At 59.4% G+C, this 26,360-nt stretch carries 29 protein-coding genes; 18 read left to right on the top strand and 11 right to left on the bottom strand.

Features of this window, described 5'->3' with window-relative positions:
- Nucleotides 1-20: 20 nt before the first annotated feature.
- The gene (locus J2J99_RS13335) at nt 21-398 is read right to left on the bottom strand and encodes a response regulator (RefSeq protein ID WP_168299317.1); all 378 of its coding nucleotides are present in this window, start codon (nt 396-398) and stop codon (nt 21-23) included.
- A 369-nt stretch (nt 399-767) separates the two neighbouring features.
- On the bottom strand, nt 768-1,556 hold the full coding sequence (locus J2J99_RS13340; RefSeq protein ID WP_168299309.1) for a DUF899 domain-containing protein: 789 nt from the start codon (nt 1,554-1,556) through the stop codon (nt 768-770).
- Between the two features lie 278 nt (nt 1,557-1,834).
- Here J2J99_RS13340 and J2J99_RS13345 point away from each other — a divergent pair, with 278 nt between their 5' ends.
- Nucleotides 1,835-2,602: an adenylate/guanylate cyclase domain-containing protein gene (locus tag J2J99_RS13345; protein ID WP_168299736.1), complete on the top strand. Its 768-nt coding sequence runs from the start codon at nt 1,835-1,837 to the stop codon at nt 2,600-2,602.
- 161 nt (nt 2,603-2,763) lie between these two features.
- A complete protein-coding gene (locus J2J99_RS13350) occupies nt 2,764-3,219 on the top strand; it encodes a DUF805 domain-containing protein (RefSeq protein WP_168299282.1) in 456 nt (151 codons plus the stop codon).
- A gap of 161 nt (nt 3,220-3,380) precedes the next feature.
- Here the strand turns inward: J2J99_RS13350 and J2J99_RS13355 are convergent, their stop codons facing one another.
- Complete coding sequence (locus tag J2J99_RS13355; protein ID WP_168299237.1) at nt 3,381-3,722, bottom strand: hypothetical protein; 342 nt, start codon at nt 3,720-3,722, stop codon at nt 3,381-3,383.
- Between the two features lie 312 nt (nt 3,723-4,034).
- On the bottom strand, nt 4,035-4,352 hold the full coding sequence (locus J2J99_RS13365; protein WP_311043893.1) for a DUF982 domain-containing protein: 318 nt from the start codon (nt 4,350-4,352) through the stop codon (nt 4,035-4,037).
- Nucleotides 4,353-4,594: 242 nt separating this feature from the next.
- On the opposite strand from J2J99_RS13365, the gene uvrB reads away from it, so the two are divergent.
- Nucleotides 4,595-7,621 (top strand): excinuclease ABC subunit UvrB, encoded by a 3,027-nt coding sequence (gene uvrB / locus J2J99_RS13370; protein ID WP_168299232.1) that lies wholly within the window; start codon nt 4,595-4,597, stop codon nt 7,619-7,621.
- A gap of 3 nt (nt 7,622-7,624) precedes the next feature.
- On the opposite strand, the gene J2J99_RS13375 is transcribed toward uvrB, so the two are convergent.
- Complete coding sequence (locus J2J99_RS13375) at nt 7,625-7,780, bottom strand: hypothetical protein (protein ID WP_168299219.1); 156 nt, start codon at nt 7,778-7,780, stop codon at nt 7,625-7,627.
- Between the two features lie 249 nt (nt 7,781-8,029).
- Between J2J99_RS13375 and J2J99_RS13380 the strand changes: the two genes are divergently transcribed.
- Nucleotides 8,030-8,416: a GNAT family N-acetyltransferase gene (locus J2J99_RS13380; protein WP_168299215.1), complete on the top strand. Its 387-nt coding sequence runs from the start codon at nt 8,030-8,032 to the stop codon at nt 8,414-8,416.
- On the opposite strand, the gene J2J99_RS13385 is transcribed toward J2J99_RS13380, so the two are convergent.
- Both J2J99_RS13385 and J2J99_RS13390 read right to left on the bottom strand, forming a co-directional pair.
- Nucleotides 8,403-9,122 (bottom strand): hypothetical protein, encoded by a 720-nt coding sequence (locus tag J2J99_RS13385; RefSeq protein ID WP_168299199.1) that lies wholly within the window; start codon nt 9,120-9,122, stop codon nt 8,403-8,405. The two genes, J2J99_RS13380 and J2J99_RS13385, sit on opposite strands and share 14 nt — an antisense overlap.
- A 120-nt stretch (nt 9,123-9,242) precedes the next feature.
- The gene (locus J2J99_RS13390) at nt 9,243-9,965 is read right to left on the bottom strand and encodes an SOS response-associated peptidase (protein WP_168299195.1); all 723 of its coding nucleotides are present in this window, start codon (nt 9,963-9,965) and stop codon (nt 9,243-9,245) included.
- A 442-nt stretch (nt 9,966-10,407) separates the two neighbouring features.
- Here J2J99_RS13390 and J2J99_RS13395 point away from each other — a divergent pair, with 442 nt between their 5' ends.
- From J2J99_RS13395 to J2J99_RS13415, 5 genes are all read left to right on the top strand, one after another.
- The gene (locus J2J99_RS13395) at nt 10,408-13,194 is read left to right on the top strand and encodes a metal-binding protein (RefSeq protein ID WP_168299192.1); all 2,787 of its coding nucleotides are present in this window, start codon (nt 10,408-10,410) and stop codon (nt 13,192-13,194) included.
- 231 nt (nt 13,195-13,425) lie between these two features.
- Nucleotides 13,426-16,263: a metal-binding protein gene (locus tag J2J99_RS13400; protein ID WP_168299184.1), complete on the top strand. Its 2,838-nt coding sequence runs from the start codon at nt 13,426-13,428 to the stop codon at nt 16,261-16,263.
- Between the two features lie 220 nt (nt 16,264-16,483).
- Nucleotides 16,484-16,951, top strand: a complete 468-nt coding sequence (locus J2J99_RS13405; protein WP_168299168.1) for a DUF3828 domain-containing protein — start codon at nt 16,484-16,486, stop codon at nt 16,949-16,951.
- Nucleotides 16,952-17,452: 501 nt separating this feature from the next.
- Nucleotides 17,453-17,665 (top strand): cold-shock protein, encoded by a 213-nt coding sequence (locus J2J99_RS13410; RefSeq protein WP_003540801.1) that lies wholly within the window; start codon nt 17,453-17,455, stop codon nt 17,663-17,665.
- A gap of 636 nt (nt 17,666-18,301) precedes the next feature.
- On the top strand, nt 18,302-19,153 hold the full coding sequence (locus J2J99_RS13415; protein WP_168299162.1) for a hypothetical protein: 852 nt from the start codon (nt 18,302-18,304) through the stop codon (nt 19,151-19,153).
- 416 nt (nt 19,154-19,569) lie between these two features.
- On the opposite strand, the gene J2J99_RS13420 is transcribed toward J2J99_RS13415, so the two are convergent.
- The 3 genes from J2J99_RS13420 to J2J99_RS13430 all read right to left on the bottom strand — a co-directional run bounded on the left by J2J99_RS13420 (nt 19,570) and on the right by J2J99_RS13430 (nt 20,653).
- On the bottom strand, nt 19,570-19,911 hold the full coding sequence (locus J2J99_RS13420; RefSeq protein ID WP_168299158.1) for a hypothetical protein: 342 nt from the start codon (nt 19,909-19,911) through the stop codon (nt 19,570-19,572).
- Nucleotides 19,912-20,077: 166 nt separating this feature from the next.
- Entirely contained in the window at nt 20,078-20,383 is a 306-nt protein-coding gene (locus J2J99_RS13425) for an HNH endonuclease (RefSeq protein ID WP_168299156.1), read from the bottom strand.
- A gap of 3 nt (nt 20,384-20,386) precedes the next feature.
- Nucleotides 20,387-20,653 carry a hypothetical protein gene (locus J2J99_RS13430; protein ID WP_168299150.1) on the bottom strand — a complete coding sequence of 89 codons (267 nt, stop codon included), beginning with the start codon at nt 20,651-20,653 and terminating at the stop codon, nt 20,387-20,389.
- A gap of 178 nt (nt 20,654-20,831) precedes the next feature.
- On the opposite strand from J2J99_RS13430, the gene J2J99_RS13435 reads away from it, so the two are divergent.
- From J2J99_RS13435 to J2J99_RS13460, 6 genes are all read left to right on the top strand, one after another.
- Nucleotides 20,832-21,092, top strand: coding sequence for a helix-turn-helix domain-containing protein (locus J2J99_RS13435; RefSeq protein ID WP_168299148.1), 261 nt, complete (start codon nt 20,832-20,834; stop codon nt 21,090-21,092).
- The gene (locus J2J99_RS13440; protein ID WP_168299146.1) at nt 21,089-21,769 is read left to right on the top strand and encodes a hypothetical protein; all 681 of its coding nucleotides are present in this window, start codon (nt 21,089-21,091) and stop codon (nt 21,767-21,769) included. The genes J2J99_RS13435 and J2J99_RS13440 overlap by 4 nt, the downstream gene beginning before the upstream one ends.
- A 146-nt stretch (nt 21,770-21,915) precedes the next feature.
- Complete coding sequence (locus J2J99_RS13445) at nt 21,916-22,464, top strand: helix-turn-helix domain-containing protein (RefSeq protein WP_168299141.1); 549 nt, start codon at nt 21,916-21,918, stop codon at nt 22,462-22,464.
- Nucleotides 22,461-23,006, top strand: a complete 546-nt coding sequence (locus tag J2J99_RS13450) for a hypothetical protein (RefSeq protein WP_205919056.1) — start codon at nt 22,461-22,463, stop codon at nt 23,004-23,006. The genes J2J99_RS13445 and J2J99_RS13450 overlap by 4 nt, the downstream gene beginning before the upstream one ends.
- A complete protein-coding gene (locus tag J2J99_RS13455; RefSeq protein ID WP_168299137.1) occupies nt 23,003-23,476 on the top strand; it encodes a helix-turn-helix transcriptional regulator in 474 nt (157 codons plus the stop codon). The genes J2J99_RS13450 and J2J99_RS13455 overlap by 4 nt, the downstream gene beginning before the upstream one ends.
- A gap of 171 nt (nt 23,477-23,647) precedes the next feature.
- Nucleotides 23,648-24,133 carry a hypothetical protein gene (locus tag J2J99_RS13460; protein WP_168299134.1) on the top strand — a complete coding sequence of 162 codons (486 nt, stop codon included), beginning with the start codon at nt 23,648-23,650 and terminating at the stop codon, nt 24,131-24,133.
- 5 nt (nt 24,134-24,138) lie between these two features.
- On the opposite strand, the gene ligD is transcribed toward J2J99_RS13460, so the two are convergent.
- Nucleotides 24,139-25,191, bottom strand: a complete 1,053-nt coding sequence (ligD, locus tag J2J99_RS13465; RefSeq protein ID WP_168299131.1) for a non-homologous end-joining DNA ligase — start codon at nt 25,189-25,191, stop codon at nt 24,139-24,141.
- Nucleotides 25,192-25,553: 362 nt separating this feature from the next.
- On the opposite strand from ligD, the gene J2J99_RS13470 reads away from it, so the two are divergent.
- From J2J99_RS13470 to J2J99_RS33995, 3 genes are read left to right on the top strand one after another with little or no spacing between them, the layout of a single operon-like run.
- A complete protein-coding gene (locus J2J99_RS13470) occupies nt 25,554-25,754 on the top strand; it encodes a hypothetical protein (RefSeq protein ID WP_168299732.1) in 201 nt (66 codons plus the stop codon).
- Between the two features lies 1 nt (nt 25,755).
- Nucleotides 25,756-26,070: a hypothetical protein gene (locus J2J99_RS13475; RefSeq protein WP_168299123.1), complete on the top strand. Its 315-nt coding sequence runs from the start codon at nt 25,756-25,758 to the stop codon at nt 26,068-26,070.
- The gene (locus tag J2J99_RS33995; RefSeq protein WP_168299093.1) at nt 26,067-26,297 is read left to right on the top strand and encodes a hypothetical protein; all 231 of its coding nucleotides are present in this window, start codon (nt 26,067-26,069) and stop codon (nt 26,295-26,297) included. The genes J2J99_RS13475 and J2J99_RS33995 overlap by 4 nt, the downstream gene beginning before the upstream one ends.
- Nucleotides 26,298-26,360 lie beyond the last annotated feature (63 nt).

Genomic DNA, 26,360 nt, shown 5'->3' on the forward strand with positions numbered 1-26,360 from the left:
CCTCGCTCGACGCCCGCGCGTCACATTATAGCATTGCTGCCATCGAAGTCCCTGCGCAGAGCTTGCGCCCGCGAGAGCGCGCCGGCAATCCTGTCATCGGTGAAAGGCTTGGAAATGACGTCGAGTGCGCCTTCAATGCCGTTTCCGACGCTCTCCGGGCTGCCGGTCACAAAGATGACGTCGACGCCATAGCGGTCGATCAGCCGGCGGGCGAGCTGGGCGCCGCTACGGCCGTCGGAGAGGCTGAGGTCGACGAGGGCGATGTCGCTTTTCGGCGCATAGGCCAGCGCCTGCTCAACCGTCGAAACCGGCCCGACCGTTTGATGCCCGGCATCCTGTGCGATGCGTTCGAGTTCCAGGGCGATTAAACCCTCATCTTCAACGATCATCACTTTCATGGAACATTTCCTCCCGTGGCAAAGCGCGCCGGCGGACACAGCCCCGGCCATCTGCCTAACGCAACGCCCGCTCGAAAGTTTCCGTCTCACGAGACATGCCCGTCGAAAATGGTAACCAAATCCGCAACACCATCGCCGGCTGCCGCTCGATGCTGTGCAGCATGTCATCCAGCAATGCTTCGCCCGCAGGGGACGCTTGGGAATGCGGATATCGCTGGTAGCGACCGCGTCGTCACGGATCCTTGTCGAGGAACCAGCCGAGGGGGCGCAATCACCGCGTCGCCTCCACCATACTTGGCCTGCCGGCTGGGCGACCGCCTTGCCGGCTCGTTCTCGGGTGAAATCCGTAGCTGTCGCAGCGGATCTCGCTCAGGGCTTCTCGTTGGCGCTCTCGGTCCGGAACGCCGCTTCGCCGGCGTCGGAGACCTCGACCCATTTCTTGTCGGGCGTCGCATCCGGAACATAGCTGTCGTGCCAGTTCCACCATTTGTAGGTCGGCGTCTGCGGATACCCGTCAGGCGAATCCTCCCACACCTCCTGCCGTCCGAGCGGCGTGATGTCGAGATAGTTCCAGGTGCCGCCCATCTGCTCGTCGCCGCGGTTATTGACGAAATAGGTGCGGAAGATGCGATCGCCGTCGCGGTAGAACACATTGGTGCCGTGCCATTCGTCGACGCCGAAATCCTTGTCGAAGCTGTCGGTGATCGTCACCCATGGCATGCTCCAGCCCATCTTCGCCTTCAGCCGCGCGATCTCGGCCTGCGGCGCGCGCGAGGCGAAGACCAGGCTCGTGTCGCGGGCGTTGAGGTGGGCGACATGCGCAACCTGGTCGGCCACCATCGAACAGCCGCGGCAGGCGTGGTCAGGCCAGCCGAACACGCCGGGCTCGTAAAAGGCGCGGTAGACGATCAACTGATGCCTGCCCTCGAACAGGTCGAGCAGGCTGACCTTGCCGTCAGGTCCTTCAAAAACATATTTCTTCTCGACGGCCATCCACGGCATGCGCCGACGTTCGGCGGCCAGCGCATCACGGGCACGAGTTTGCGCCTTTTCTTTCACCAGCAGTTGCTTGCGGGCCGCCTCCCACGCTTCCGGCGATACCACCGCGGGTTTCTGCATGGATTGTCCGCCCGTTCCATTCTCGGCTGTTGCAGTCATCGCTTCGATCTCCTCATTGGGGCGAATTTCCGCGCCTCTTCATCGAACCGCGTATCTTCGCGCATTGGTCGGACATAGTTTCGCAGCCGAATTCGAACGGTGGGAGTAACAAGTGTGACCGCATTTCCACCGCCACCCGCTGTAGCAACACCCCGGCGGGAGTTCGGGCAAAGACTCGGGCGCGACGAATCTGACCCCGCGCTAAATGGATGAGTTGCCAAAAGCCGCGGACTGACGGAAGCTTGATGCCGAACATTGTGGACGGATTGCGTGAGATGATGACAGAATCCACTTCCTCGGAACCGGCCAGCCACGGTAGCGCCAGGATCTGCCGCGGCTGTTGGGACCAGATGCACATGCCGATCCCGATCGGCGGCCCCCTCGCGCTTCCCTTCCGCGCCTTCGGCATCACCCGCAGCAAGATGAATCCCGATATCTGTACGATCTGCGAACGCTCCTTTCAGTACGTCAAGAAGCAGCGCCAGATCACCGTCGACGCCACCATCCTGTTTGCCGATATCAGGGGATTCACGGACCTGTCGGAGCGCATCGAGGCGGTGCTGCTGAGCGAGATCGTCAGCCGGTTCCAGGATCGCTGCGCCCAGGCGATCTGGGCACATAACGGCATCGTCAACAAGCAGATGGGCGACGGCCTGATGGCGATCTTCAACTTCCCGATCGTCAGCAAAGATCACGCCGCCGCCGCAATCCTGGCCGCCCAGGAAATCCAGCGAAACTGCGCCGCGGCGCTGAGCGGGCTGGCGCTCGACGCCCTGTCCGGCCGCACCTTGGGCGTCGGCGTCGGCATCCATTCCGGCGAGGTCCAGATCGGCGAATTCTCGAGCTTCCGCAGCGATTTCACTGCGATCGGCGGCGTCGTCAACCAGGCCGCAAGGCTCGAATCCCAGGCCGCCGCCGGCGAGATCCTGATCTCGGCCGAAACGGCCGCGAAGGCTCCCGAACTCGTGACAGGCGCCGAAACGCGCATGCTGGCGCTGAAGGGCATCGAGCAGCCGGTGCAGGCACGCGTGCTGGTCAAGCGCTGAACGACGGCGATTGCGGCCTTCTCAAAGCATCAAACCGCCGCTAACATGGCAGCTGCAGTTTCTCACGCTGTGATTGCGAAACACATCGGATCACAAGCAAGTTAATCCTCCGGAAACAAACATCTCTTATCTCTGAGCTGTTTTAACAGCTGGGGTATCTCATGGGCAGTTTTTCTCTGTTTCACTGGTTGATCGTCTTGATCCTGATCGGCGTACCATTGATCTTCGTCTTCAAAAAACCGCTGGTCGGGCCAAACCGCTTCGGCGGCCGGCCGCCGGCCATGGATTTCGGCCAAGCGATTGCAAGCTTTTTCAAGAACTATGTGAACTTTAGCGGCAGAGCGAGCCGATCGGAATTCTGGTACTCGTTTCTCTTCGCCTTTCTCGTCTCCATCGTTTTGTACTTCGTGGATCGGAGCGAAACCTTGAGGCTGATCTGGTCGCTGGCTACGTTTCTTCCCTGGATCGCCATGGCCGCCCGACGCCTTCACGACATCAACCGAAGCGGATGGTGGCAGCTTCTCGGACTGTTATTTCCCATTGGATCGGTCATTCTGCTCGTATGGTACTGCAGGGCGTCGACAATGGATGATTCCAGGGAAGCCGTCTTTGCTTGAGCAAGGTGTGAGGATGGTCCTCGCGGGTTAGGTGTTGCCTTCGCTGGCACGGCCTATCCGCTGCGCGGACTGCGGGATGCGCAGTCCGCTTCCATCGCAGGTATCACCTGACCGTAAACCGGTGCCCTGCCTCGATCTAAGTGGTTCTGGCGAATCCACGATCAGCCGGGCAGCTTGCAGCCCTTGCTCATGCCGGCGGACTGCATAGCCGAGACCTTGCCTTTGGACGCTGCAATTTCGCCTTCCTTGTCTCCGCCAGCGACACTGCCGATCGGAACGCCGACGAGGAAGACACCGAAAGCATCGCCGTTCGCCGCGCTGATCTGCTGCTTGGACAGGTCATCGAGCTTCGCTTTCTCTTTCTTGAGTTCAGTGGCGAGCGCCTCACAACTGAGGTTCGTATAGGCCGCCATCGGAATATCGACCTGAACGATGGCGTCAGGACGTTTGGCGCAGCTGGCCAGTGCCGCGGCCGTCGCGAATGCAATGATGATCTTTTTCATGAATAGTCCCCAATTCCCGCAGGAGCTGTAGCATCGCCACGCGCACTGCGGGAGGCGGCGAGCCCTTCAACCACAGACTTTTATTTGTCAGGCATGCATTCAGTTGCCGCAGGAGATGGAGCTGCCGCGCGCCCTGCGCCTTAAAGAAGGACGGGCCGCCGCCGCGCCGCCGGAACTCGTCGCCGACCCACCGATCGACCGTTCGATGGCCTGGACACGTTCGACGACTTCCCTTCCGATGGCCGCTGCTGGAGGGATCTCAGGTGCCACGTTCCGTCGTGCGCGTGCAACAGGCGTGAACGCTTACTCCATCTACGCCGGACGATCTGAAGAGGAATTTGTATCCCCTTCCCCATCATCATCGATCGCCACCCCTGCCTCCAGCGCCGCCAGAATAAACGCCTGCCGCACCGTTTCCGCCGGCATGCGCCCGGCAAGCCAGGCACGGCAGAAATCGATCGCCCTCTGCTGATGGACGCCGCCATTGATCGGCCAGTCGGAGACGAGTGCGTAAAGCGCATCCTGCGGTGAGCGGAGAACCAGCCGTTCGCCGGTATCAAGATCGATCGAGATCGGTTTTTTCCAGAAGGCGGAATGGTCGCTAATGGCAGTCGCACCCGAAGCTGAAATGACAGGAGACTAACTGCCGAGGGCCGATCCCGGTTCCAGTGCGGGCGAGAGGATGGCAACGGTGCCCCGCCCAACAGAGCCTCATCCTGGTGCGCCCCGCCGGGGCGTCGAAAGACGAGGCGGATGCCACGCCGATGAGCCGTAAGCTGGACAATTGTTAAGCCAATCCGAACGATTCATTCGTTTCCCTTTTGTACTCTTTGCCTCTTCCCTTTCGCGCTGACTCTCTCCATATTCGCGCCATGGCCAAAGCTCCGAAAAAATCTCCGACCTCGAATGGTTTCGAGGAAGCCCCGCAATCGTCCTTTGAAGGCGCCCCCCTCTCCGGCTCCGTCGCCGATTGGGTGAAGCAGCTGGAGGCCGATGCCGAAGCCTCCGGCGTCGAAAGCCAGCGCGAGATTGCTTCGAAAGCGGGCAAGCATCGCAAGGCGGTGGAAAACCAGGCGCGCAAGCATTCGGAAGCCGTCAACGTCAACAAGAAGGCGACGGCGAGCAAGACCGCGCGCGGTGTCTCGATCGGCGGTTCCACTGACCCGAAGACCCGCGCCGCCGCCGGCCTCAACCCCGTCGCCGGTCTCGACATTTCGCTCGAGGATGCCGGCAGCATCTCGCCCGGCGGCGTCACGGCCACTGTCGAGGCGCTGTCGAAGCTGATCGAGAGCGGCAACCCGCTGCACAAGAACGGCAAGATCTGGACCCCGCATCGCCCTGCCCGGCCGGACAAGTCCGAAGGTGGCATCACCATCCGCATGGACTCCGAATATAAGCCCGCCGGCGACCAGCCGACTGCGATCCGCGATCTCGTCGAGGGCCTGCAGAGCGGCGAGCGCAGCCAGGTGCTGCTCGGCGTCACCGGCTCGGGCAAGACCTTCACCATGGCGAAGGTGATCGAGGAAACGCAGCGCCCGGCCGTCATCCTGGCGCCGAACAAGACGCTGGCCGCCCAGCTCTATTCCGAATTCAAGAATTTCTTCCCCGACAATGCGGTGGAATATTTCGTTTCCTACTACGATTATTACCAGCCGGAAGCCTATGTGCCGCGCTCCGACACCTATATCGAGAAGGAATCCTCCATCAACGAACAGATCGACCGGATGCGCCACTCGGCGACGCGCTCGCTGCTCGAACGCGACGATTGCATCATCGTCGCCTCGGTCTCCTGCATCTATGGTATCGGCTCGGTCGAGACCTATACGGCCATGACCTTCCAGATGAATGTCGGCGACCGGCTGGACCAGCGCCAGCTGCTGGCCGACCTCGTCGCCCAGCAATACAAGCGCCGCGACATGGACTTCACCCGCGGCAGTTTTCGCGTGCGCGGTGACACGATTGAGATCTTCCCTGCCCACTTGGAAGACGCGGCCTGGCGCATAAGCATGTTCGGCGATGAGATCGACGCCATCACCGAATTCGATCCGCTGACCGGCCAGAAGGTCGGCGACCTGAAATCGGTCAAGATTTACGCCAATTCGCACTATGTCACGCCGCGCCCGACGCTGAACGGCGCCATCAAATCGATCAAAGAAGAGCTCCGCCTTCGTCTCGCCGAACTGGAAAAGGCCGGCCGCCTGCTCGAGGCCCAGCGCCTGGAGCAGCGCACCCGCTACGACATCGAGATGCTGGAAGCGACTGGTTCCTGCCAGGGCATCGAGAACTATTCGCGCTATCTCACCGGCCGCGATCCCGGCGATCCGCCGCCAACGCTGTTCGAATATATCCCCGACAACGCCATCGTCTTCATCGACGAAAGCCATGTCACCGTGCCGCAGATCGGCGGCATGTATCGCGGCGACTTCCGACGCAAGGCGACGCTGGCCGAATATGGCTTCCGCCTGCCCTCCTGCATGGACAACCGGCCGCTGCGCTTCGAGGAATGGGACGCCATGCGCCCCGACACCATCGCGGTTTCGGCCACACCAGGCAGCTGGGAGATGGAACAGTCCGGCGGCGTCTTCGCCGAACAGGTGATCCGCCCGACCGGCCTCATCGATCCGCCGGTCGAGGTCCGTTCCGCCCGCACCCAGGTCGACGACGTGCTCGGCGAAATCCGCGAGACCGCGGCCAAGGGCTACCGCACGCTCTGCACCGTGCTGACCAAGCGCATGGCCGAGGATCTGACCGAATATCTGCACGAACAGGGCGTGCGTGTGCGCTACATGCACTCCGACATCGACACACTGGAGCGCATCGAGATCATCCGCGACCTGCGCCTCGGCGCCTTCGACGTGCTCGTCGGCATCAACCTGCTGCGTGAGGGCCTCGACATTCCCGAATGCGGCTTCGTCGCCATTCTCGACGCCGACAAGGAAGGTTTTTTGCGTTCGGAAACCTCGCTGATCCAGACGATTGGGCGCGCCGCCCGTAACGTCGACGGCAAGGTCATCCTCTATGCCGATCAGGTCACCGGCTCGATGCAGCGCGCCATGGACGAAACCGCCCGCCGCCGCGAAAAGCAGATGGCCTATAACCTCGAAAACGGTATCACGCCGGAATCGGTCAAGGCCAAGATCTCCGACATCCTCGACTCTGTTTACGAACGCGACCACGTCCGCGCCGACATCTCAGGCGTCTCGGGCAAAGGCTTCGCCGATGGCGGCAACCTGGTCGGCAACAACCTGCAGGCCCATCTCAACGCGCTCGAAAAAAGCATGCGCGACGCCGCCGCCGACCTCGACTTCGAAAAAGCCGCCCGCCTCCGCGACGAGATCAAACGCCTCAAAGCCGCCGAACTGGCGGTCATGGACGATCCGATGGCGCGCGAAGAGTCGAAGGCGATGGAAGGCAAAGGCGGCCGTCCCAATGGTAAGAATAGAACCCCGAGCTCCAGTGGTAGCCCTCATGGTGATGAGGCCCAGAGGGCCGTTTTGAACGACGAGGGCGGGCGCGGAATCTCCTACTTCTCCAAGCCCTCCCTCGACGACATGGGCCCGGGCACCGACACGACCACGCCCCTCTTCCGCAAGCCCCATCTCGATGAAATGGGCCGCGACCCCACCACCCCCGCCGGCAAGAGCCTCTTCCGCAAGAACGACCTCGACGAGATGACGGTCGGCCGCACGGAGAAGCCTGTGACCGGCCGCGTGCCGGAAAAGCCGGATGCATTAAAGAGCACGAGGCGCTTTTCGCCGCTGCTGGAGGGACAGCCGGAACACGATGACGGCGTACGGCCGGTGGTGCGCGGCCGCGTGGGCGCCGGGAGCTACGAGGAGCCAGCTGAGCAGAAGCGCAAGGGGCGGACGAAGGGGAAGACCGGACGGCCCGGGCGATGAACTTCAACGTTGAAAGCGCACCGCGAGGCCAGTTCCGGGCTTTACCGCTTCCCTTACGCTTCTGGCCCCTTCGACCGCCGTCAGCGATCCGTCATAGGGTTTCGGGTCGAACAGGCTTGCAGAAAGACCGGCCACGCCTTCCTCGGTCTCCGGGCCCACTCTCCTCCGTCAGTGCGCCCAAGTTCTTGCCGCGGGAAACCTCTTTTCAATAAGAGAGTCATTCACGGCGCAGACGCGCCGTGGCTGGATTCCCGTGACAGGCACAGGAATGACGGAGAAGGAGCTGGCGGCCCCGGTGCGAGGCTGAGACCGGTTTAGCCGCTTCAGCAAGCAATTCCATTGTGAAGCGACCGCAATCGGCGGTAAACAGCCCCGCTAGCGCCGCGGCTAACAAACCGGTCCCCACCCATGCCCGAACTCCGCATCGACCCCTTCCCCTCGCCCGCCGACCTCAACACCCTCTGGTGCGCCGCCTGGAACACACCCCAGGCACCCGACTTCTCCTGCATCCTCCCGCGCAGCCTCACCCACCTCGGCGCCTATCACGACGGCAGGCTCGTCGGCTTCGTCAACGTAGCCTGGGACGGCGGCATTCATGCCTTCCTTCTCGACACCTGCGTTCACCCCGACATGCGCCGGCGAGGAATCGCCACGCAGCTGGTCAGGGAAGCCACACGGGTTGCCCGCGAGCGCGGCGCCGAGTGGCTGCATGTCGATTTCGAGCCGCACCTGACCTCCTTCTATCGTGCCTGCGGTTTCCGGACGAGCGAAGCCGGCCTCATCAAGCTGGCCTAGCTTCCCCCTCACCCAAAACCATCCGCTCCTCACCCTTCGCCAGCGCAAAATAAATCCGCTCCACTCGACAGGCTGCACTCCTTGCGCTCGCTTCATATCCCGCTGCCGGCCAGCCGCGCCGGGGGCTTCCATCGGCCGCGATCAGCCAATACCAGCGCTCACTTGAATCCATCAGGTCGATCTTGAAGATCCGTCCCATGCACACATCGCCGTAGAAGCCGATGAAATCGTCGCCGGGCTTTTCCTTCCAGGCGTGGCGCCATTTGCCCTTCGGCTTCTCGCCGCTGATGATCAGCTCCCAGCTCTTCCAGCCATTATAGTCCGATTGCGCCGTCAGGGAGCCGTCATAGTGCCTGTGGTCGATCTGCAGGCAGCCTTCCAGAAACTCCGCCACAGAATGGCAGAGGGTCGTCCACGCCTCGTCGCTGTGCCGGGTCAGCTTGAAGGCAAGCTCGTCGGAGACATTCCTCAAGGCCGCGGCGACGGCGGATGCGACGCCTTCTTTGCTCGCCGGTTCGCCGCGCAGGCTGATGCAGAGATAGGTGCAGAGAAATTCCGCCGTATCCCGCGCGATCGGCTCGATGACATGCAGGTTGCGGCGCTTGCCGACCTGATAGCCGCCGAAATCCCGAATGCGGCGCTGAGACTGTTTGCGAAGGGCATTGTTGAGGAACGACCGCAGGAGCGTTCCGATATCGTCTCGCATGCGTGGTCCTCTCTTCGTGAGGATGTGTTTGCCGCATGGTTTCGTAAAAGGCTCCCGCCCGAGCCGGTAAGTCAGAGCAATTCCGGGCGCAAGGCCGCCACGGTTCTTGCCGGAACCGCGCTAGATCAGCGTCGGTTCAGAATCGTCCTCGACCTCTTCGATGATCTCCGGCCTGTCGTTCTTCGGCGAGCCGACATCCCGGCCGATCTTCCACATCGTCATCACTTCCGCCGGGAAAGGTTTCATCAGATCGTTCGGGTCCGGTTCGGGAGACAGCCACCGCTCATAATCCTCGCGATCCAGGATAACAGGCATGCGATCGTGGATCTCCGCCATCATCTCGTTCGGCGCGCAGGTGACGATGGCGAAATTGCGGATAGGCACGCCCTTCTCGTCCTTCCAGGTCTCCCAGATGCCGGCGAGCGCGAAGGCGGAGCCGTCCTTCATGGCGATGGCATAGGGCTGCTTGTTCTTGCCGGTGCCGTGAATGTCCTTCCATTCGAAGAAGCCGTTGATCGGCACCAGGCAGCGGCGCGAGCGGTATGCGGCACGGGACATACCGTTGGAGCTGATCCCCTCGCAGCGGATATTGACCGGGGGCGGCCGGCCGCCAGGCTTGGCCCAGGCCGGCATCAATCCCCAGCGCGCGGTCACGAACATAGGGCCTGACGTATCGGGTTCGCGCACAATGTCCCGGATGATAACAGGATAATCCTGCGACGGCGCGCCGTTCCAGCGGGGGAAGCGATTTCCAAGCCCATCAATATCTCCGCCCTTCACGGCAAAGGGAAAATTGCTGATCAGTTCTTCAAGCGATGTCTTGACAAAAATGCGTCCGCACATGGGCCCTCGCTGCCGACAAAAGATTTTATGTTCTTATTATGTTCCGGAACAAGGCCCCGTCAACAAAGCGTCAGTTGTGTCTTCGCCGGAATGCCTTCCCGCCAAAATGCCGGAGCGGCAGGCCGATCACCAATCTTACCAAACCAAAGCACGCCGGAAAATAGCTCCGCACCTACAGCGAGAATTATATGCGTCAGGAAGGTGTATAAATTAAAAGACTAAAATACGAATTTTGGTTTGCAAATTCAAAGTTATCCTCCAGTAATTCAGCCTTAGTTTTTCGTTAAAAAGCCAAGATAAAATCACAATTTTTCATTGAAAACATCACTGATGATTGGCATAGATCCCCGTGGGGTTGTCTTCCGCCGAACCACTATGCCAGCTCTTTCGCGGATTTCTGATTTTTCAAAGTACAACGCATCTATTGGGGGTAATTTTAAATATGGCCTTGAATATACTGGATACCAACGGCGCCACAGTCACCAAGACCGGCGCCGAGTTCGAAGCCTACGACGTCATCCGCGACTCCGCTGCCAACCCTTCCACACCTGTCACCCTCGTCGTCTCCGATTCCGCCGTGGCAGATCTCGCCGACGAATTGGGCTCGGTTTCCGCGAACGTGACCGGCTCGAGCGCCGACAACACGATCGCGACCGGTGCCGGCAACGACACCATCTCAGGCGGCGACGGCGCGGACACGCTGAGCGGCGGCGCCGGCGACGACACAATCATTGGCAATGCCGGCAACGACAAATTGCTCGGCGGCGACGGCAACGACAGGATCACCGACGGCGGTTTTAACTTTGGACCGGACGGCTTGCTGCCGGAAATCCTCGACATTGACGCCGGCAACGGCGACGACGTCATAACCATAGACAGCATCGCCGCATTTACATCGGGAACGATTGATGGCGGTGCGGGCATCGATGCGTTGCGCACCTGGTCGCTCCGTGGCCTGACGCTCAACAATGTGGAAAATCTTGAAACGGCAGAATTTCAGATCAGCGGTTCGAGCGCAGAGTTCGAGAGCTTTGATAGGATCGTCAGGTCGACCGACCCCTTCTTCAGTTTTGACCCCTCGCTCGTCGTGACCGACAGCGCCCATCTCGATCTTTCCGACGAATTAGAAGATCTCGGGACCCTTGTCCGCGGCTTCTCCGGCATTGACGTTAAAACCGGCGATGGCAACGATGAGTTTGCGGGCAGCGACGTCAACGACATTTTCGACGGCAGCGGCGGCAGCGACCTCATCAACGGCAACGGCGGCGATGACAAATTGACCGGCGGTGCCGGCAACGACACCATCAATGGCGGCGCCGGCATCGACACGGCGGCATTCGCTGGCAATTTTGCGGATTATTCCTTCGCGGTCGACAATGGCAGCCGCGTTGTGACGAGCGTGCTGGAAGGCATGGATAGACTGACAGACGTCGAATTCGCGCGCTTTGCCGATGGTGTGTACAATTTCGTGACTGAAACCTTCACGGTCAACAGCACCGGGCCGGGGACGCCGCTGAATATCCTGGACACCAACGGTGCCACAATTACCAAGACCGGCGCGGAGTTCGAAGCCTTCGACGTCATCCGCGACTCCGAAATCAATCCTCTCGTGCCGGTCAACCTGATCATCTCGGATTCCGGCGCAGTAGATCTCGCCGACGAACTTGGCTCAGGTTCCGCGAACGTGACCGGCTCAAGCGGCAACGATGTGATCACGACGGGCGCAGGCAACGACACCATCACCGGCGGCGACGGCGCAGACATGCTGAACGGTGGCGCAGGAAACGACAGCCTCAATGGCGGAGTTGGCAATGACACGCTGAATGGCGGTGACGGCAATGACCATATCTCCGGCGACGTCGGGAACGACGTGATTAGGGGCGGTGCAGGCAACGATACGATCGACGATGGCGAGCTTTTCGGCCTAAGCCCGGAAGTCGTTGACATCAATGCGGGCGACGGCGACGACTCCATAAGCGTAGCAACATCGGCTCCGCTGAATTCCGGAACGATTGATGGCGGCGATGGGGTCGATACGCTGCAAGCCGCGTCGCTCCGGGGACTGACGATCGAGAACATCGAAGTCCTTCAGACTGCAGGATGGTCGGTCGCCGGATCGAGCGCGCAGTTCGAAAGCTTCGATAAAATCGTCTGGTCGACCGATCCGTTTGGCGATTTTCGCGCCTCGGTGACAATCACGGACAGCGCCCACCTCGATCTAGCCGACGAATTGGGGGATCTGGGAGCGTTCGTCGCCGGCGATGCCTCAGGCATCGACGTCAAGACCGGCGGCGGTGACGACGAATTTAACGGCACCGACGGCGACGACATTTTCGACGGCAGTGGCGGCAACGACATCCTCCACGGCAATGCCGGCGATGACAAATTGACCGGCGGCGCCGGTGACGACGCCATCAATGGCGGCGCCGGCATCGACACGGCGCTGTTCGCCGGCAATTTCGCCGATTATTCCTTTGCGTTGAACAATGGCGATCACATCCTGACAAGTGTTGCGGAAGGGACGGATACGCTGACAGACGTCGAATTCGCCCGCTTTACCGATGGCGTCTATGACTTCGCCACGGAAATCTTCACGAGCACCAACAACGCGCCGACCAATATCCAGCTCTCGAAAACCTCCCTCTCCGAGGATACGCCGCTCTGGACGACGGTCGGCCTGCTCAGCGCCAGGGACGCCGATGGTGACGCCCTCACCTACACGCTGATCGACGGCGCCGGCGATCACTTCCGCCTGAAGGGCAATCGTATCGTCACCTCGAAGGCGCTCGACTACGAGACGGCCAAGTCCCACACGATCAAGGTGGCCGTCTCCGACGGCAAGGTCACGGTCGAGAAGGACATCACGATCAACGTCCTCGACGTCAACGAGGCCCCGGCCAACCAGGCGCCGATCAAGCTCGCCTTTTCGCGCAGCTCGATCTCCGAGAACGTCGCGATCGGCACCTCGGTCGGCCTGCTCTCCGCCGTCGATCCGGAAGGCGGCGCGGTCAAGTGGCGCCTGACCGATGATGCCGACGGCATCTTCAAGCTCGTCGGCAACAAGATCCAGACGAAGGCGGCGATCGACTACGAAAGCACCCACAGCCTGACCTTCACCGCCGAAGCCTATGACGCGGCCGGCAACGCCGCCAGCCATGACTTCACGCTGGCCGTGAAGGACGTCTTCGAGCTGCCGTCTTCGAGCCTGCTGCACGACGCTTTGGTTTAGCCCGCGATACCGCCATTGCGGGCACGCAGACCTGTGTCCTCTCGGACGCGCAAACACGCGTGAATGGCTCGATGAAATCAGCGGCGCCGGCAAAATGCGCCGGCGGGCGCGCAAAAACCAGCACCGCTCCGTGCTGGGAGTTTCCAACCCACGGCTGCCGAATCTACGAATGAGGCCACCGTCACGTCATCCGTTCTTGCAGAGTGCAACGCATCTATTGGAAAGTTAAATATGGCCTTGAATATTCTGAATACGAACGGCGCACCAATTACCAAAACCGGCGCCGAGTTCGAAACATATGACGTCATCCGCTATTCCGAAGCTAATCCTCTTGCCGCGGTCACCCTTCAAGTTTCGGGTTCTGGCGCGGCAGACCTCGCCGATGAACTGGGATCGGTTTCCACAGCGGTGACGGGCTCAAGCAGCGCCAATGTCATCACAACGGGCGCAGGTAACGACACCATTTTGGGTGGCGGCGGCGCAGATACGCTGAATGGCGGAATCGGCAACGATTTGATCAATGGCGGAACCGGCAATGACACACTCTATGGGGGCGAGGGAAATGACAGTCTCTATGGTGACGTTGGAAACGATATTATTCGCGGTGGCGCAGGCGACGATACGATTGGCGATGGCGACTTTTTCTCGGCCGTTGCCGAGGTCTACAACATCGATGCAGGCACCGGCAACGACACGGTGAGTCTGTCGAACGATGTCAGCACCAAGGTATCTGGGACAGTCGACGGCGGCGCTGGCACCGACACACTGCAGGCTAGCGATATAACGGGCCTGACGATCAAGAACTTCGAAATCCTCGAGGCCGGGCCACTTGGTGTAGTCGCATCGACCGCCCAGCTCGAAGGCTTTGATAGGATCAAAGCCCAGTATTACAATATGGACGTCACCTTGAGCTTGACAGACGGCTCCCACGTTGACCTCTCCGACGAGCTGACAACCGGCCAAGTCTATATCTATGGCAGAGTCTCCGGTATCGACGTCACGACCGGAGGTAGCGAGGACCGATTCAGGGGCACCGACGGCAATGATATTTTCAACGCGGGCGCGGGAAATGACACCGTAGACGGCAAAGATGGGAATGACCTCCTGATCGGTGGCGACGGCAACGATTATATCTACGGCGGCGCCGGAGATGACGTCATCAGGGGCGGAACCGGCGACGACATTATCGTCGACGGCGATGTCTTCACTATCCCGGACTCTGGAGTCTTCGATATTGATGCGGGAGACGGCAATGATAGCATTGACTTGGAGTCTTACGCTGCCACGTATTCTGGAGTGATCGATGGCGGCGCCGGTACTGACAAGCTGCAAACCCTCAGGCTTACCGGCCTGACGATCAAGAACGTCGAAATTCTCGAAACGGGCATGTATAGAGTCGATGGTTCGGCTGCGCAGTTCGAAAGCTTCGACAAGATCGTCTACTCGAACAGCCCGGGTGATCAGGATGCGATCGCCTTGGCATTGACGGACAGCGTCCATCTTGATCTCTCCGACGAACTGGCAGGCCGTAAGGCCCAGATTTTCGGCAGTGCCTCCGGCATTGACGTCAAGACCGGCGGCGGAAATGACTATCTAGAAGGAACTGCCGGCAACGACATTTTTGACGGCAGCGGCGGCAACGACACGATGAATGGCAATGCCGGCGATGACAAACTGACCGGCGGCGATGGCAACGACCAGATCTCCGGCGGCGTCGGAAATGATATCATCACGGGTGGAGCAGGCGACGACAAGATCACCGACGGCGATAATTTCTCCACCGTTCCTGAAACCTTCGATATCAACGCCGGCGATGGCAATGATGCCATCAACCTGCAGTCACACTCTTCCGCGCTTTCCGGAACGATCGATGGCGGAGCCGGCACGGACACGTTGCGCGTCATCGAGCCGACCCTGGATCCGGGCATGGAATTCATCGGTCTTGCCGGCCTGACGATCAAGAATGTTGAAATTCTCGAAACGGCGGGAGCCGAGGTTCTCGCTTCGGCCGCCCAGTTCGAAAGCTTCGACAAGATCGTGAAATACGAGAAGCCGGGTTACGAGAACGATGTGCTTGCACTGACGCTGACGGACAGCGCCCATGCCGATCTCTCCGACGAGCTGGCAAACCGCCACGTCGACATCTTCGGCACCGCCTTCGGCATCGATGTCAAGACTGGCGGGGGCGACGACTATTTTTTCGGAACCAATGGCAACGACAGGTTCGAAGGCGGCGCCGGCAACGACGCACTGTTTGGCGGCGCGGGCACCGACACCGCAGTCTTCTCCGGTAATTTCGTCAATTATACTTTCGCGATGAACAATGGCGATCACATCGTGAGCAGCGCCAAGGAGGGTACCGACACGCTGCGTGACATCGAAATCGCGCGGTTTGCCGATGGTGTTTACGACTTCAGCAAGAGCACTTTCACGCCCGACGCAAACAGCGCACCGACCAATATCCAGCTGTCGAAAACAGCGCTTTTCGAGAGCACCCCGCTCTGGACGACGGTCGGCCTGCTCAGCGCCAGGGACGCCGATGGTGACGCCCTCACCTACACGCTGATCGACGGCGCCGGCGATCACTTCCGCCTGAAGGGCAATCGTATCGTCACCTCGAAGGCGCTGGACTACGAGACGGCCAAGTCCCACACGATCAAGGTGGCCGTCTCCGACGGCAAGGTCACGGTCGAGAAGGACATCACGATCAACGTCCTCGACGTCAACGAGGCCCCGGCCAACCAGGCGCCGATCAAGCTCGCCTTTTCGCGCAGCTCGATCTCCGAGAACGTCGCGATCGGCACCTCGGTCGGCCTGCTCTCCGCCGTCGATCCGGAAGGCGGCGCGGTCAAGTGGCGCCTGACCGATGATGCCGACGGCATCTTCAAGCTCGTCGGCAACAAGATCCAGACGAAGGCGGCGATCGACTACGAAAGCACCCACAGCCTGACCTTCACCGCCGAAGCCTATGACGTGGCCGGCAACGCCACCAGCCATGACTTCACGCTGGCCGTGAAGGACGTCTTCGAGCTGTCGTCTTCGAGCCTCGCACATGAGGCGCTGATCTAACACAGCAGTTTGCCGCCGACACAGAGATCCGTCGCAGGCGGCTTTCAACATCGGTGGGGCTTGCAGTCTTGCAAGCCCCACCGATGAGACTCTCCGGCGGTCGTTGCGGGCGCCACCCGTAAACGGTGAGGCCGGCGGCCATCCGGGCACCCTCCGAAAATGCCGCTCCACGCCGGCGCCCGTTTCGGCTATGATTCTCCACCCACCCGAGGAGAGCCGCATGCGTCTGCCCACATTCATCCTCGCCCTCGCCGCCTTGGCCTTTGCGGCCCTGCCCGCCTTGGCGGAGACCTACAAGACGCCGAAAGCGCTGCTCAAGGCGCTCTACAGCTATGACAGCGACAGAAGCGACGCGGAGGCGCCCTCGCCATATTCGATCTTCTTTTCCGATCATCTGAACAGGCTTCTCCAGGCCGATCTCGACAACACGCCGGAGGGCGATGTCGGCGCGGTCGATTTCGATCCTGTCATTGCAGGCCAGGACGGCGAAGCGAGCAACGTCCGGATCGGCCAGCCAATCCTGCTGGGCGACAAGGCTGAGGTGGAAGTGCAGTTCAAAAACGGCGAAGAGGTGACGCTGTTCTACACCCTGGTGCGCGAACACGGCGGCTGGAAGGTTGACGACATCGCCAATCAGAAAGGCGATGCTCCCTGGAGCCTGGCAGCACTGTTGGGGGATGCACAGTAGGCGGCAGCAGACCTACGCGCGCTGCCCCTCTTCTGCTCGTCAGAGAAGCGTGCCGGCATGTCAGCAATGAGAGAGCGCGTGCACTGATCGCGAGCAACGAGCAATGCAGGGTTGTTGCGCACCGCCTCGTGCCGCTTCGGCACGCCGATCCCGCTATGGCACAGCCATTCAAGCATCTGCTAACTTTTCGTCAAGTATCTGAATCTTCGGCATTTCCTGTCGTGATAAGCGGTATGCCACAATAATGGCGCTTGCCTTTTGACCGAAATGATGGCACCAATCCACCTACTCGGGCATTAGCATGCCGGTGACTGGACTGATGTGGTAATTCCTTCCGTTAGGAAGGAGGCGCGGGAATACCCGCCTGCGTAGACGTTCTTTCCCCGTACGTGACTTCTCCGACTGACCCTTCGTCCCATCGATTCGGGGCGAAAGCTAAAGCCGTCCGCTTCCTCTCGGGGGCGCGGATACTACACAGACTAAGGGAAAAGGACGATCCCAATGGCCACCAAAGGCACCGTAAAATTCTTCAACCAGGACAAGGGTTTTGGTTTCATCACGCCGGACGGCGGCGCAAAGGACGTTTTCGTCCACATCTCCGCGCTGCAGGCTTCGGGCATCCAGTCGCTGCGCGAAGGCCAGCAGGTTACCTTCGACACCGAGCCGGACCGCATGGGCAAGGGCCCGAAGGCTGTCAACATCTCGGCTTCGTAAGTCGGATTTCCGCTTTCTGCGGCATGGACGGCGCTCCGCAAGGGGCGCCGTTTTCGTTTGCGCTTGCGAATTTGTGGATCGCAACGGCAAGTGTTATATGCGCCTTTCATCCGATGACCGCCCCGTGCGGCAGCAGTGCGCTGAAGGGCAGCCTGCGAACACAGGAACAATGAAACGCCGATGATGCAGAAGAGGCCGATTTTTGCGGTCGCCCCGATGATTGACTGGACGGATCGACCCATAATTCAAGGCGGCTAAAGTGTCTGTCGTACTTCTCGTCGTACTCTGTTCCGGAACCCGACCCTCGTCCAGGGTAGGCATTTGGTTGCACTGTCCATTCGCTCTCCACAACTAAAGCACCCCCAAAGCAATTGGCTAATTCAACGATCGCTATTAGCTTGGGCTTGCCCACGTCGAATCATCTGGAGTCGTTGATGGATGGCCAGGAAAATAATGCAGCTATTGAAGTCGGGCACTGTTCTCAGTGTGGCAGGCCGCCGGAAGGGCGAAGACCGGGAATGATTTCAGCAGCTCTTTCTGCCTTGGATTCCACCGCAAAAGCAACAGCATCGTTGTCGGCCATCTGGAATAGCATCCGCCCAATCCTCCGGCACTTCTTCGGAATGAGCTAAGCAAATGACCGATCAGCCAGAAGGACAAAGATTTTCGCAGGTTTATATGCGGCGCGCCGACTTGCTGCCGGACAGCGCGCGAATGCGAAACCGCATCGCGAAGATCATTGGCGCACTTGGCGATCACGACGATCTCCGAAGCTTCGGACAATTTATTGAACGCGAGCAAGGCATACTCGTCGGCCAGACAGTCTACAGCTACCAATGGCCACCGATTTTACAAAAAATGGAGCTTCGCGACGTTCTCGATACAATTACGACCATCTACAGCGCAATATCGAGCTACGACCAAGGAAGGGAAGCGCAGAAACGCAAGACATTCCTCGACAACTGCCGCCGGGTTTTTGCGGAAGAGCAAGTTCGTTATAGAATCGATGATCGAGGCGGCGTTCACTTGGCGGTTGACGAAGAGTTCGAAGCTGCGCGCATCTCCACCATTTCAGGCTTAGGTGCTCCACGCTACAACGGCGTCCGTTCGCTCTACGATGACGCCTTCATTGCACTTGATAGAACCCCACCCGATGGGAAGGCTGCGCTCAGGTCCGCATTCTTCGCCACGGAAAGCCTTTTCAGGCTCATATTCCCATCTGCTCATCAATTGAGTTCGAGTGAAATACAGAAACATTTGGAGCCACTCGTCAGCAGACTCTATGCTAATCAAAAGCCAGCCATCAATCTGGCGCAAAAGCTCGTGGCCTCGCTGAAAGATTGGATTGACGGTGCACACTTCTACAGACACGAGCCTGGCGCCGAGGAACCGGCTCAGCCGCCGCTGGAGCTGGCAATCTATATGGTGAGCGAGGCGGGAGGTCATTTGCGCTGGCTTGCAAAGCTCGACGCTATGGCTTCGAACTAGAGCAGCAGCCCTCCGGCGGATCCAGGACAAACAGACCCGCCCGAAGGAGAGGCAATATTAGCTATTGCCTGTACGGCCGATCCCTGTCCGAAACCTTAACCTCCGCGCAGCGAAGCTCGTCAGATCCAGACAGGTAGCGGCGCAGATTGCCCCACTGCATGTTTTTATGACGCGGGCAGTTGCCGTTCGTTTTATGGGGCTTACAGAGGCCGCACGAAGCTTTGCGCGGGCGCTTTCTTTTGTGGTGCATGTCGATCTCCGAACGAAGTCGGTGCGCCCCGATGGCGCACGCGTATCTTTCGGAGAAGGATGGAGGTGCTGTTCATCTGTCCTCTTTACTACAGCAACGAGAAACGGAAAAGCCGCCGGTGGCGGTGGGCCGGCGGCGCGCTTGTTGGGCACCCTGGTATTGGCGACTAAAAATCGAAATACACGCTCACGCCTGACCGGCGATGATACGGGTAATGGCGATAGCCGTAGTCGCGATATGGGTAATAATCGCGATAACCGTAGTCGCGATACGGATAATAGTCCCGATAGCCGTAGTAGTCGCGGTGGCCGTAATACCGCGGACGGTAGCATGAGCCGTAATACCGGCAGTCGCGATAAGCGTACCAGTGGCGACGGTAATGGACCAGATCGACGTCGGCGGCGGACAATGCTATCGATTTCGGCACGACGATCGGCGTGGCGCTTAGCGGCAGGGCGAAAGATGCAGACAAGACCATTGCTGCAAGTAAGGAAGAAAGCATCTTCATCGGCGCATCCTTTCAGGCTGCGATTCTAGGTTAACAAGCATTAACCTCTGATGAATGGCTTGGAGGAAGACCGGCCGGCGCGCCGCTGGTGTGGTCGCGGGTGGTGATCGCGCCGGCCTATGGTGTTCATCCTGCCCGACGACGGGCAGCAGCCGGCCGCCACCGGCTATCTACGCGGCGCGCTCGGCACCGCAGCTTCAATTAATTCCCAAAGTTCCCCGCGGCGGTACGTCGTGTATAAGAGCCAATCCATGGCGCCGCGCTCCTCATTGCAGCGCTTGCATGCCAAGGCGATGTTGTCCCGATTGTTGCGCCCGCCGTCGGCCCGCCGGCGCAAGTGCTCCAGCGTCTCGGCATTCGGCGGCTGCTTCCACGGTGGCCGATCACTCAGAACCATCGGCTGGAGGCAGTAACAGCAGCAGCCGCCCTGCTTCTCGCGCATCTTGATGCGGTTCTGGATGTGGCGGGTCATGGCTCAGCCCGTGACAGGCTCAAGGGCTTGGCCGAAGACTGTCCGTCGCGGCCTGCCGTATGCGGCGCTTAACATCTCAATGTCGTAAAGTTCGCGGCCCATGAGGCTTGCGGTGCGGTCCGCAACGATCGCCGGCCTGCCATCAAATGAAACACGGTCGCCAACGGCGAAGCGGAAGTCGACCGGCACCTGTGGCGGAAGTGTTGCTGGCGATTGCCAAGCACCGCTTGCGACGTTCGCGGGCGTGGCGGGGATGGAGACGTTCATCATCTCGACCTCCCCTATCTTCTGGCGAAGTTTGCGTTGGCGGATCTCTTGATCAATGCGCGTGGCAGCAAGGTTCTGTCGGTGGATGAGATGTTGGGCATCGGCTTCCTCATTGATTAATTTCGCTCACGGTGATAACTAATACCATCAACAGAGGGCGCGTCAAGCGAAAATAATCACAATGAGCGATTTTAATCACATCACCGGCCGGCAGCTAGCCGCCGCTCGTGCGCTCCTTGGGATCGGTCAGGTGGAACTCGCGCAGCGGGCCAACGTCTCAGCCCCTACCCTTCGGCGAATGGAGGACAGCGAAGGCGCAGCCAAAGGAATGAAAAACAACGTCGCATCTGTCGTGGCGGCGCTCGAAACAGCTGGCATTATTTTCATCGACTCGAACGGTAACGGCCCAGGCGTCCGGCTGCGAGATCCAAGCCAGCTATGAAGAAAGAGGCCCCTAATACTGACGAGCTGCCCGTCACGATCGAGGAGGTGCAGCGGATGGAGCCGCAGTTGCATGCGTGGTCAGAGATGGCCGCCCGGGCATATGGATTCTATTCTGGCATCAACGAAGCGATTAAAAAGTCCGCAGACAAGTGGCCTACCGCTGCTCACCACGCATCGGACTATCGGCAGGAGATGGCGATGATGGCGATCATTCGCCTGTTCGCGACTATGGATAGAGGATCAAGAATATCGTTTCAGTCCGTCTATAAATACCTGCAAACTAATGCAGCTACAGATGAGGTAAGCAAGCTGTTCGCGACCGCTGAGCCGCCGAGCTCGATAGAAGCTGCGCGCGGAGCGGTGACGGCGTCAATGGCGCGTTTTTTCGAGGCGTATCGGACGATCGACTTTAAAGCGTTCGGGAGGATCCAGTCGTTTCGGAACGGCCAAGTAGCCCACATCTCTTGGCCGGAAATCAAAGCCGCAAAAGTAACGTACTCTGACTTGGAAACCCTTCTCCGAAGCGTTTGTGTCCTGGCAGGTGAGCTCAAGCTTATGTTGACCGGCTGCAACGATTGGCCCTCCGATGAGTTTGATGGAAGCCATCGGCAAGCATATCAGTTTTGGCTCAAAGCGATCGAGGCCGAGGCTGCTGGACGCACGGCGACCCCTTGACCGACTCGTCGACCTTCAATAGCGCTTAACCGCGGCCCACCAATCCGCGAAGGCCATCCCGCCTATCCACCACATGAAGAGGATCAAGATGCTTTCGGCGTCCGCGCCGGCGGCTACCTGTTTGTTCTTTTCATGGAGGTGTGCTCTTGGAGCCAACCATTCCACTCGATACCATCTACACGGCTGACGAAGCCGCTGAACGGCTCAGGCTGACCAATCGTGGTGTGATCAAGCTCGGCAAAGCATACGGTTTGTGCTCACGGCGAGGCCGCGACTACCTCTTTTCAGAGGCAGACATCCTCGCCTTGTGGGAGGTGATGCGCGAGCCTGCCAAGCAGCCCAAGCCCCCAACTGTGAAGGTTGCGCCGGCTCGCGACTTTTGGAAGGAAAACTTCTGGCTTTTCGACCCTTCCGTCGCGGTCGATCGGCGCGAGATGGCAGTCCTGCGATTCCTCAGCAGTCAGAGGGCGCCGCGCTCGCGCAATCAGATCAAGCGGGCTGGCCCCCGCACGGTTGAATCATTCCTCAAACAGGGCTTCGTCGTCGAGCGCGCTCGCGACTCGAAAGGCGATCCTATGATCGTCATCACAGACGAAGGACGCGAGCAAATCGCCAAAGTAGATCGCTGGATAAAGGAGAGGGCCAAGCACGGAAAGGGCGCAGGTGGCTGGGATAGGAAAGTGGGTGGCGCATGACGTTTCCACCGAGCCCGTTCGATCGTCTCCCGCTCTTCGCAACGGACGATGAGATTGCCGTCGCTGTTGTCGGCAAAGCCAGGGCGTCTGCCTGGAAGCGCAACGGCCTGCGTATTCTCGAATCCAAAGGCTTTCCCAAGGTCGACGTACTACACGGGGGCAGACCTGTGCCGCTAATTCGGAAATGGTATGAAATGCATATGGGCCTCGACAAGAATTATATTCTGGCGACGCTGGAGGACGGAAAGGAAAATCCTCAAGCATGGAGACCAAAGCGAGAGCAGCGCGCCGACAGAAAGCCGCGATTGAATCTCGATACTCGATGCCAGACAGTGCTGCGCCAGATGATCGAGAACCCCGATTGCCGCACTCAACGAGATATGCGGGGTGTAGGAGAATTGACCTTAGAGAAGCTTCAGGCACACGGCGTGATAATGTCGTCAGGCAATGCCGATACCAACCGCATCTGGTCGGTGACCGACTTAGGCCGCGAAGAGATAAAGCGCATCGACTATTGGTATTTCGGAAAGACAGCGCCATGACAGAGCCCCGCCTCATCGGTCGCAAAGAAGCGGCTGAGTATTGCGGAATTTCGCCGTCATGCTTTTCGATGTGGGTTGCACGCGGCATCATGCCCCCGACCTTACCTGGCACCAGAAGATGGGATCGCCGCGCTATCGATGCGATGATGAGCGCTCTTGGCGGAATCGATGAACCCAACGCGATCGATGACCGTAGCGCGATTAGGAAATGGAGAGATCGGAAAGAAAGTTATGACCGCCCGCGCTTCGGCCTGGATGCCAAGAGCGAAAACATCTTGGTGGCGATGTCCTACAACACCGAACTCAACACATTGGACGTCTTGCCGGGCGCCGGGCCGGTTTTGATGAGTCGACTGGTCGGAAAAGGGCTTGTGAAATGCCAGACATCAGAAGGACAAGTGCGCTACATCATCACCGATGAGGGGCATGCCGAGGCATGCAGAATTTTTGAGAAGTGGAAACGACGCTGACCTAAACAGAGGTCAGAGATGGCGTCTTCAAAAAGCGCATTACAGTGCATAGTCGCGTCAGTTGATTCGTGGTGAAGCGACGGCGAGGCTAACTGCCCTCGGCCCCCAATTCGCCCACTATGCGACGAAGAGGTCATCGTAAAAGTGGAATTCAAGTAAGGATAAATATAGATGGGTGAGCTGCTAGATCGCACCTTTCAACACCGCATTTTGACCGCTCTGGCCGAGACCTATCCACGGCAGGCGAGGCTTCAAGAAATATTCCCCGACGAACCGGACAACAGGCTTGTCGTAAATGTGCATTACCTGCACGAGCACGAGCTTCTGAGCGCTCAGTTCGCAAAATCCATGTCAGGGCACGTTGCGCTCGGTTACGCCACGATCACAGCCAAGGGGCTTGATTTCCTCCAAGATGACGGAGGATTATCGGCCATTCTAGGGATCGTGACGATCAAAATTCATGAAGACACGGTAAAACAACTGGTCATTGACCAGGTAGAGAAATCGCCAGCCGATTCGGGCGTTAAGAAAAAGCTTATCGATCAAATAAGAGGATTGCCAGCTGAGGGGGTTAAGGTGATGACCGTCGAAGCAATCAAATTGGGCTTGGGAAAAGCCCCTGACCTAATCGCATGGCTATCAAAGACCATAACGTAGGCGTGCTACCTTACACGACAAACGCTTGCCTCATCAGCCGCATCCCGCAATCCCTTATATGACGGGTGACGCAGCTTCCCGTCATGCGTCCAATTTCGATATTCGATCTCGGCGACGAGCTTCGGCTTGATCCAGATCACATTCTTGCGCCGGCCGGTATACCTCACCACGGGCGCGGCCGCCTTAAGCTTATCCATCGAAGCGCGAAGCTCCATTGCCTGGCTTGCCTTGAAGCCAGTCCCGACCGATCCGACATAGACCAACTGGCCCTCCTTTCGCGCCGCAAGCAGCAGGGCGTGGATATTCCCGAACGCCGAGCTGGACCTCTGGTAGCCGACGATGGCGAAGCCGCCGCTCTGGATGCATTTGATCTTCTGCCATTCGCCGCCGCGGCCGCTGCGATAGGTGCTGTTCCGATCTTTCGCAATGATGCCCTCGAGCCCATGCTCGCACGCGATGCGAAAGAGCTTGTCACCATCCGCTTCGATCTCTTCCGATAACCGGATAGCCTCCTCCCCGCCGGCCGGGACTATCCCCTCGAGGAGATGGCGCCGGGCGGTGAACTCGGTCTCGGTGAGGTCATGACCATCGAGATAGAGGAGGTCGAAGACCATCAATACCGATTCCCATGATATCCGCTTGCCGCCCTTGCCGCCGAGCGACTGCTGAAGCTTGCCGAAGTCAGACCGGCCGTGCTCGTCGAAAACGACAGCCTCGCCGTCCAATATTGCTGTCGAAACGGGGAGGCGTTTCGCCTGGGCCACTATCGCAGGGAAACGGTCGGTCCAGTCATGGCCGCCACGGGTCAGGATCTTGACGCCCTTGGGCTCGATATGAACCGCCAGGCGGTACCCATCCCATTTCACCTCGAACGCCCACTGACGCCCCTTCGGCGGCCGCGGCTTCAGCAGCGCCAGACACGGATCGATACGCTCCGGCATTGGGTCGAGGGTGAGCTGATGCTGAGCCGGGTCACGCTTCTTTCGCGCGCGGCTGCGGATCGGCGCTTCATTCTCACGGAGGAGCGGCTTGGAAGCCTTGCGGGGCGACTTTGTCATGCCCGCAGTTCAGCAGCAACGTCATAAAAAGCAATTGACCAGGAATAGGTATTAATTCGTCGTCGCGCAATAAACTCTATTGACAACGTAGTGGAACATAGCTCAACGCTACTTCGTTAATCGTAGGAAAGCACGGGTGTTCCTCTGTGCGATCCGTGTTGTGTAACTTGCCCCGCTTCGGCGGGGCATTTTTTATGATCGAATGTAGTATTAATTGATTTTGGCATTTGCCGGGCACGCATCCAGGACACATAAGCCCCTAAAAAGCGACAGAGCATTATTGACTCCGTCGCTGACGTGAACATAATGGGAACATCGGCGTGGCGGCCGCCAATCTGAAAACTGAAAGTATGGAGACGGATATGCGCGAGCAGCCGATTGGCGAAGCCATGGTTGATGATGAGATTGGAGAGGTGCTTGCTTATCACAAAGGCGATGTGCAAGCGGCGATAGGAACCCTCCTCGCCGACATCCGTCACCTTCGCTGGCAGCTGGTATTGACCGAAGGCGCGATGGGCCGAGGCATGACTCGCGGGTGGCGCCCGAGCTACGAGCGAGACTGATATGCTTGACCGTCCCCAACCAAAAAACGTTACCTTCGATGTGGCATTTAACGACTGGTGGCGGTCGCAGCCGGGCTCTTTCCGAGATAGCGTGAGCCCGTCGACTGCGCGCGCCTGCTTTCGCGCAGGATATACCGCCGGCAAGCACGCCTCCGAGCGCCGTTTCGTCTTCAGAGTTGGCCGCATGCGGATTACGGTCTGGGCGACCGGCGCCATGGAAGCCAAGAGAAAAGCGGAAACTGAAGCTGATTTTCGCGCGGCTAAGAACGGATGGCCGAAGCCGAAAGCGGGCTGGCAAGTCCAGGAGGTCAAATGAGCGACATCGACAGGTCTCCGAGGGCCCCAGACCTCTACGTCCATTATTGCGAGCACCAAGGCTGCGATAATTGGGGAAGCTGGGGAAACAGCCCCTCGCCTGCGGTCCCGACTCGATGGTGGTGCTGGGAGCACTTTCCCCATAAGACTTATGAACAGGAACAGGCGCTGAGACGAAAGCTTGAGGCTGCCGTGCCTGGGGAGGCCCTCACAGTCGCATTGGACTAATCGCACCCGCACCGACTTAGTCGCACAGTTAGTCGATTGCTCACCCTACCACTTGAAGGACTT

The sequence above is a fragment of the Rhizobium binae genome (assembly GCF_017357225.1).
In the GTDB taxonomy this organism is placed as follows: Bacteria; Pseudomonadota; Alphaproteobacteria; order Rhizobiales; family Rhizobiaceae; genus Rhizobium; species Rhizobium binae.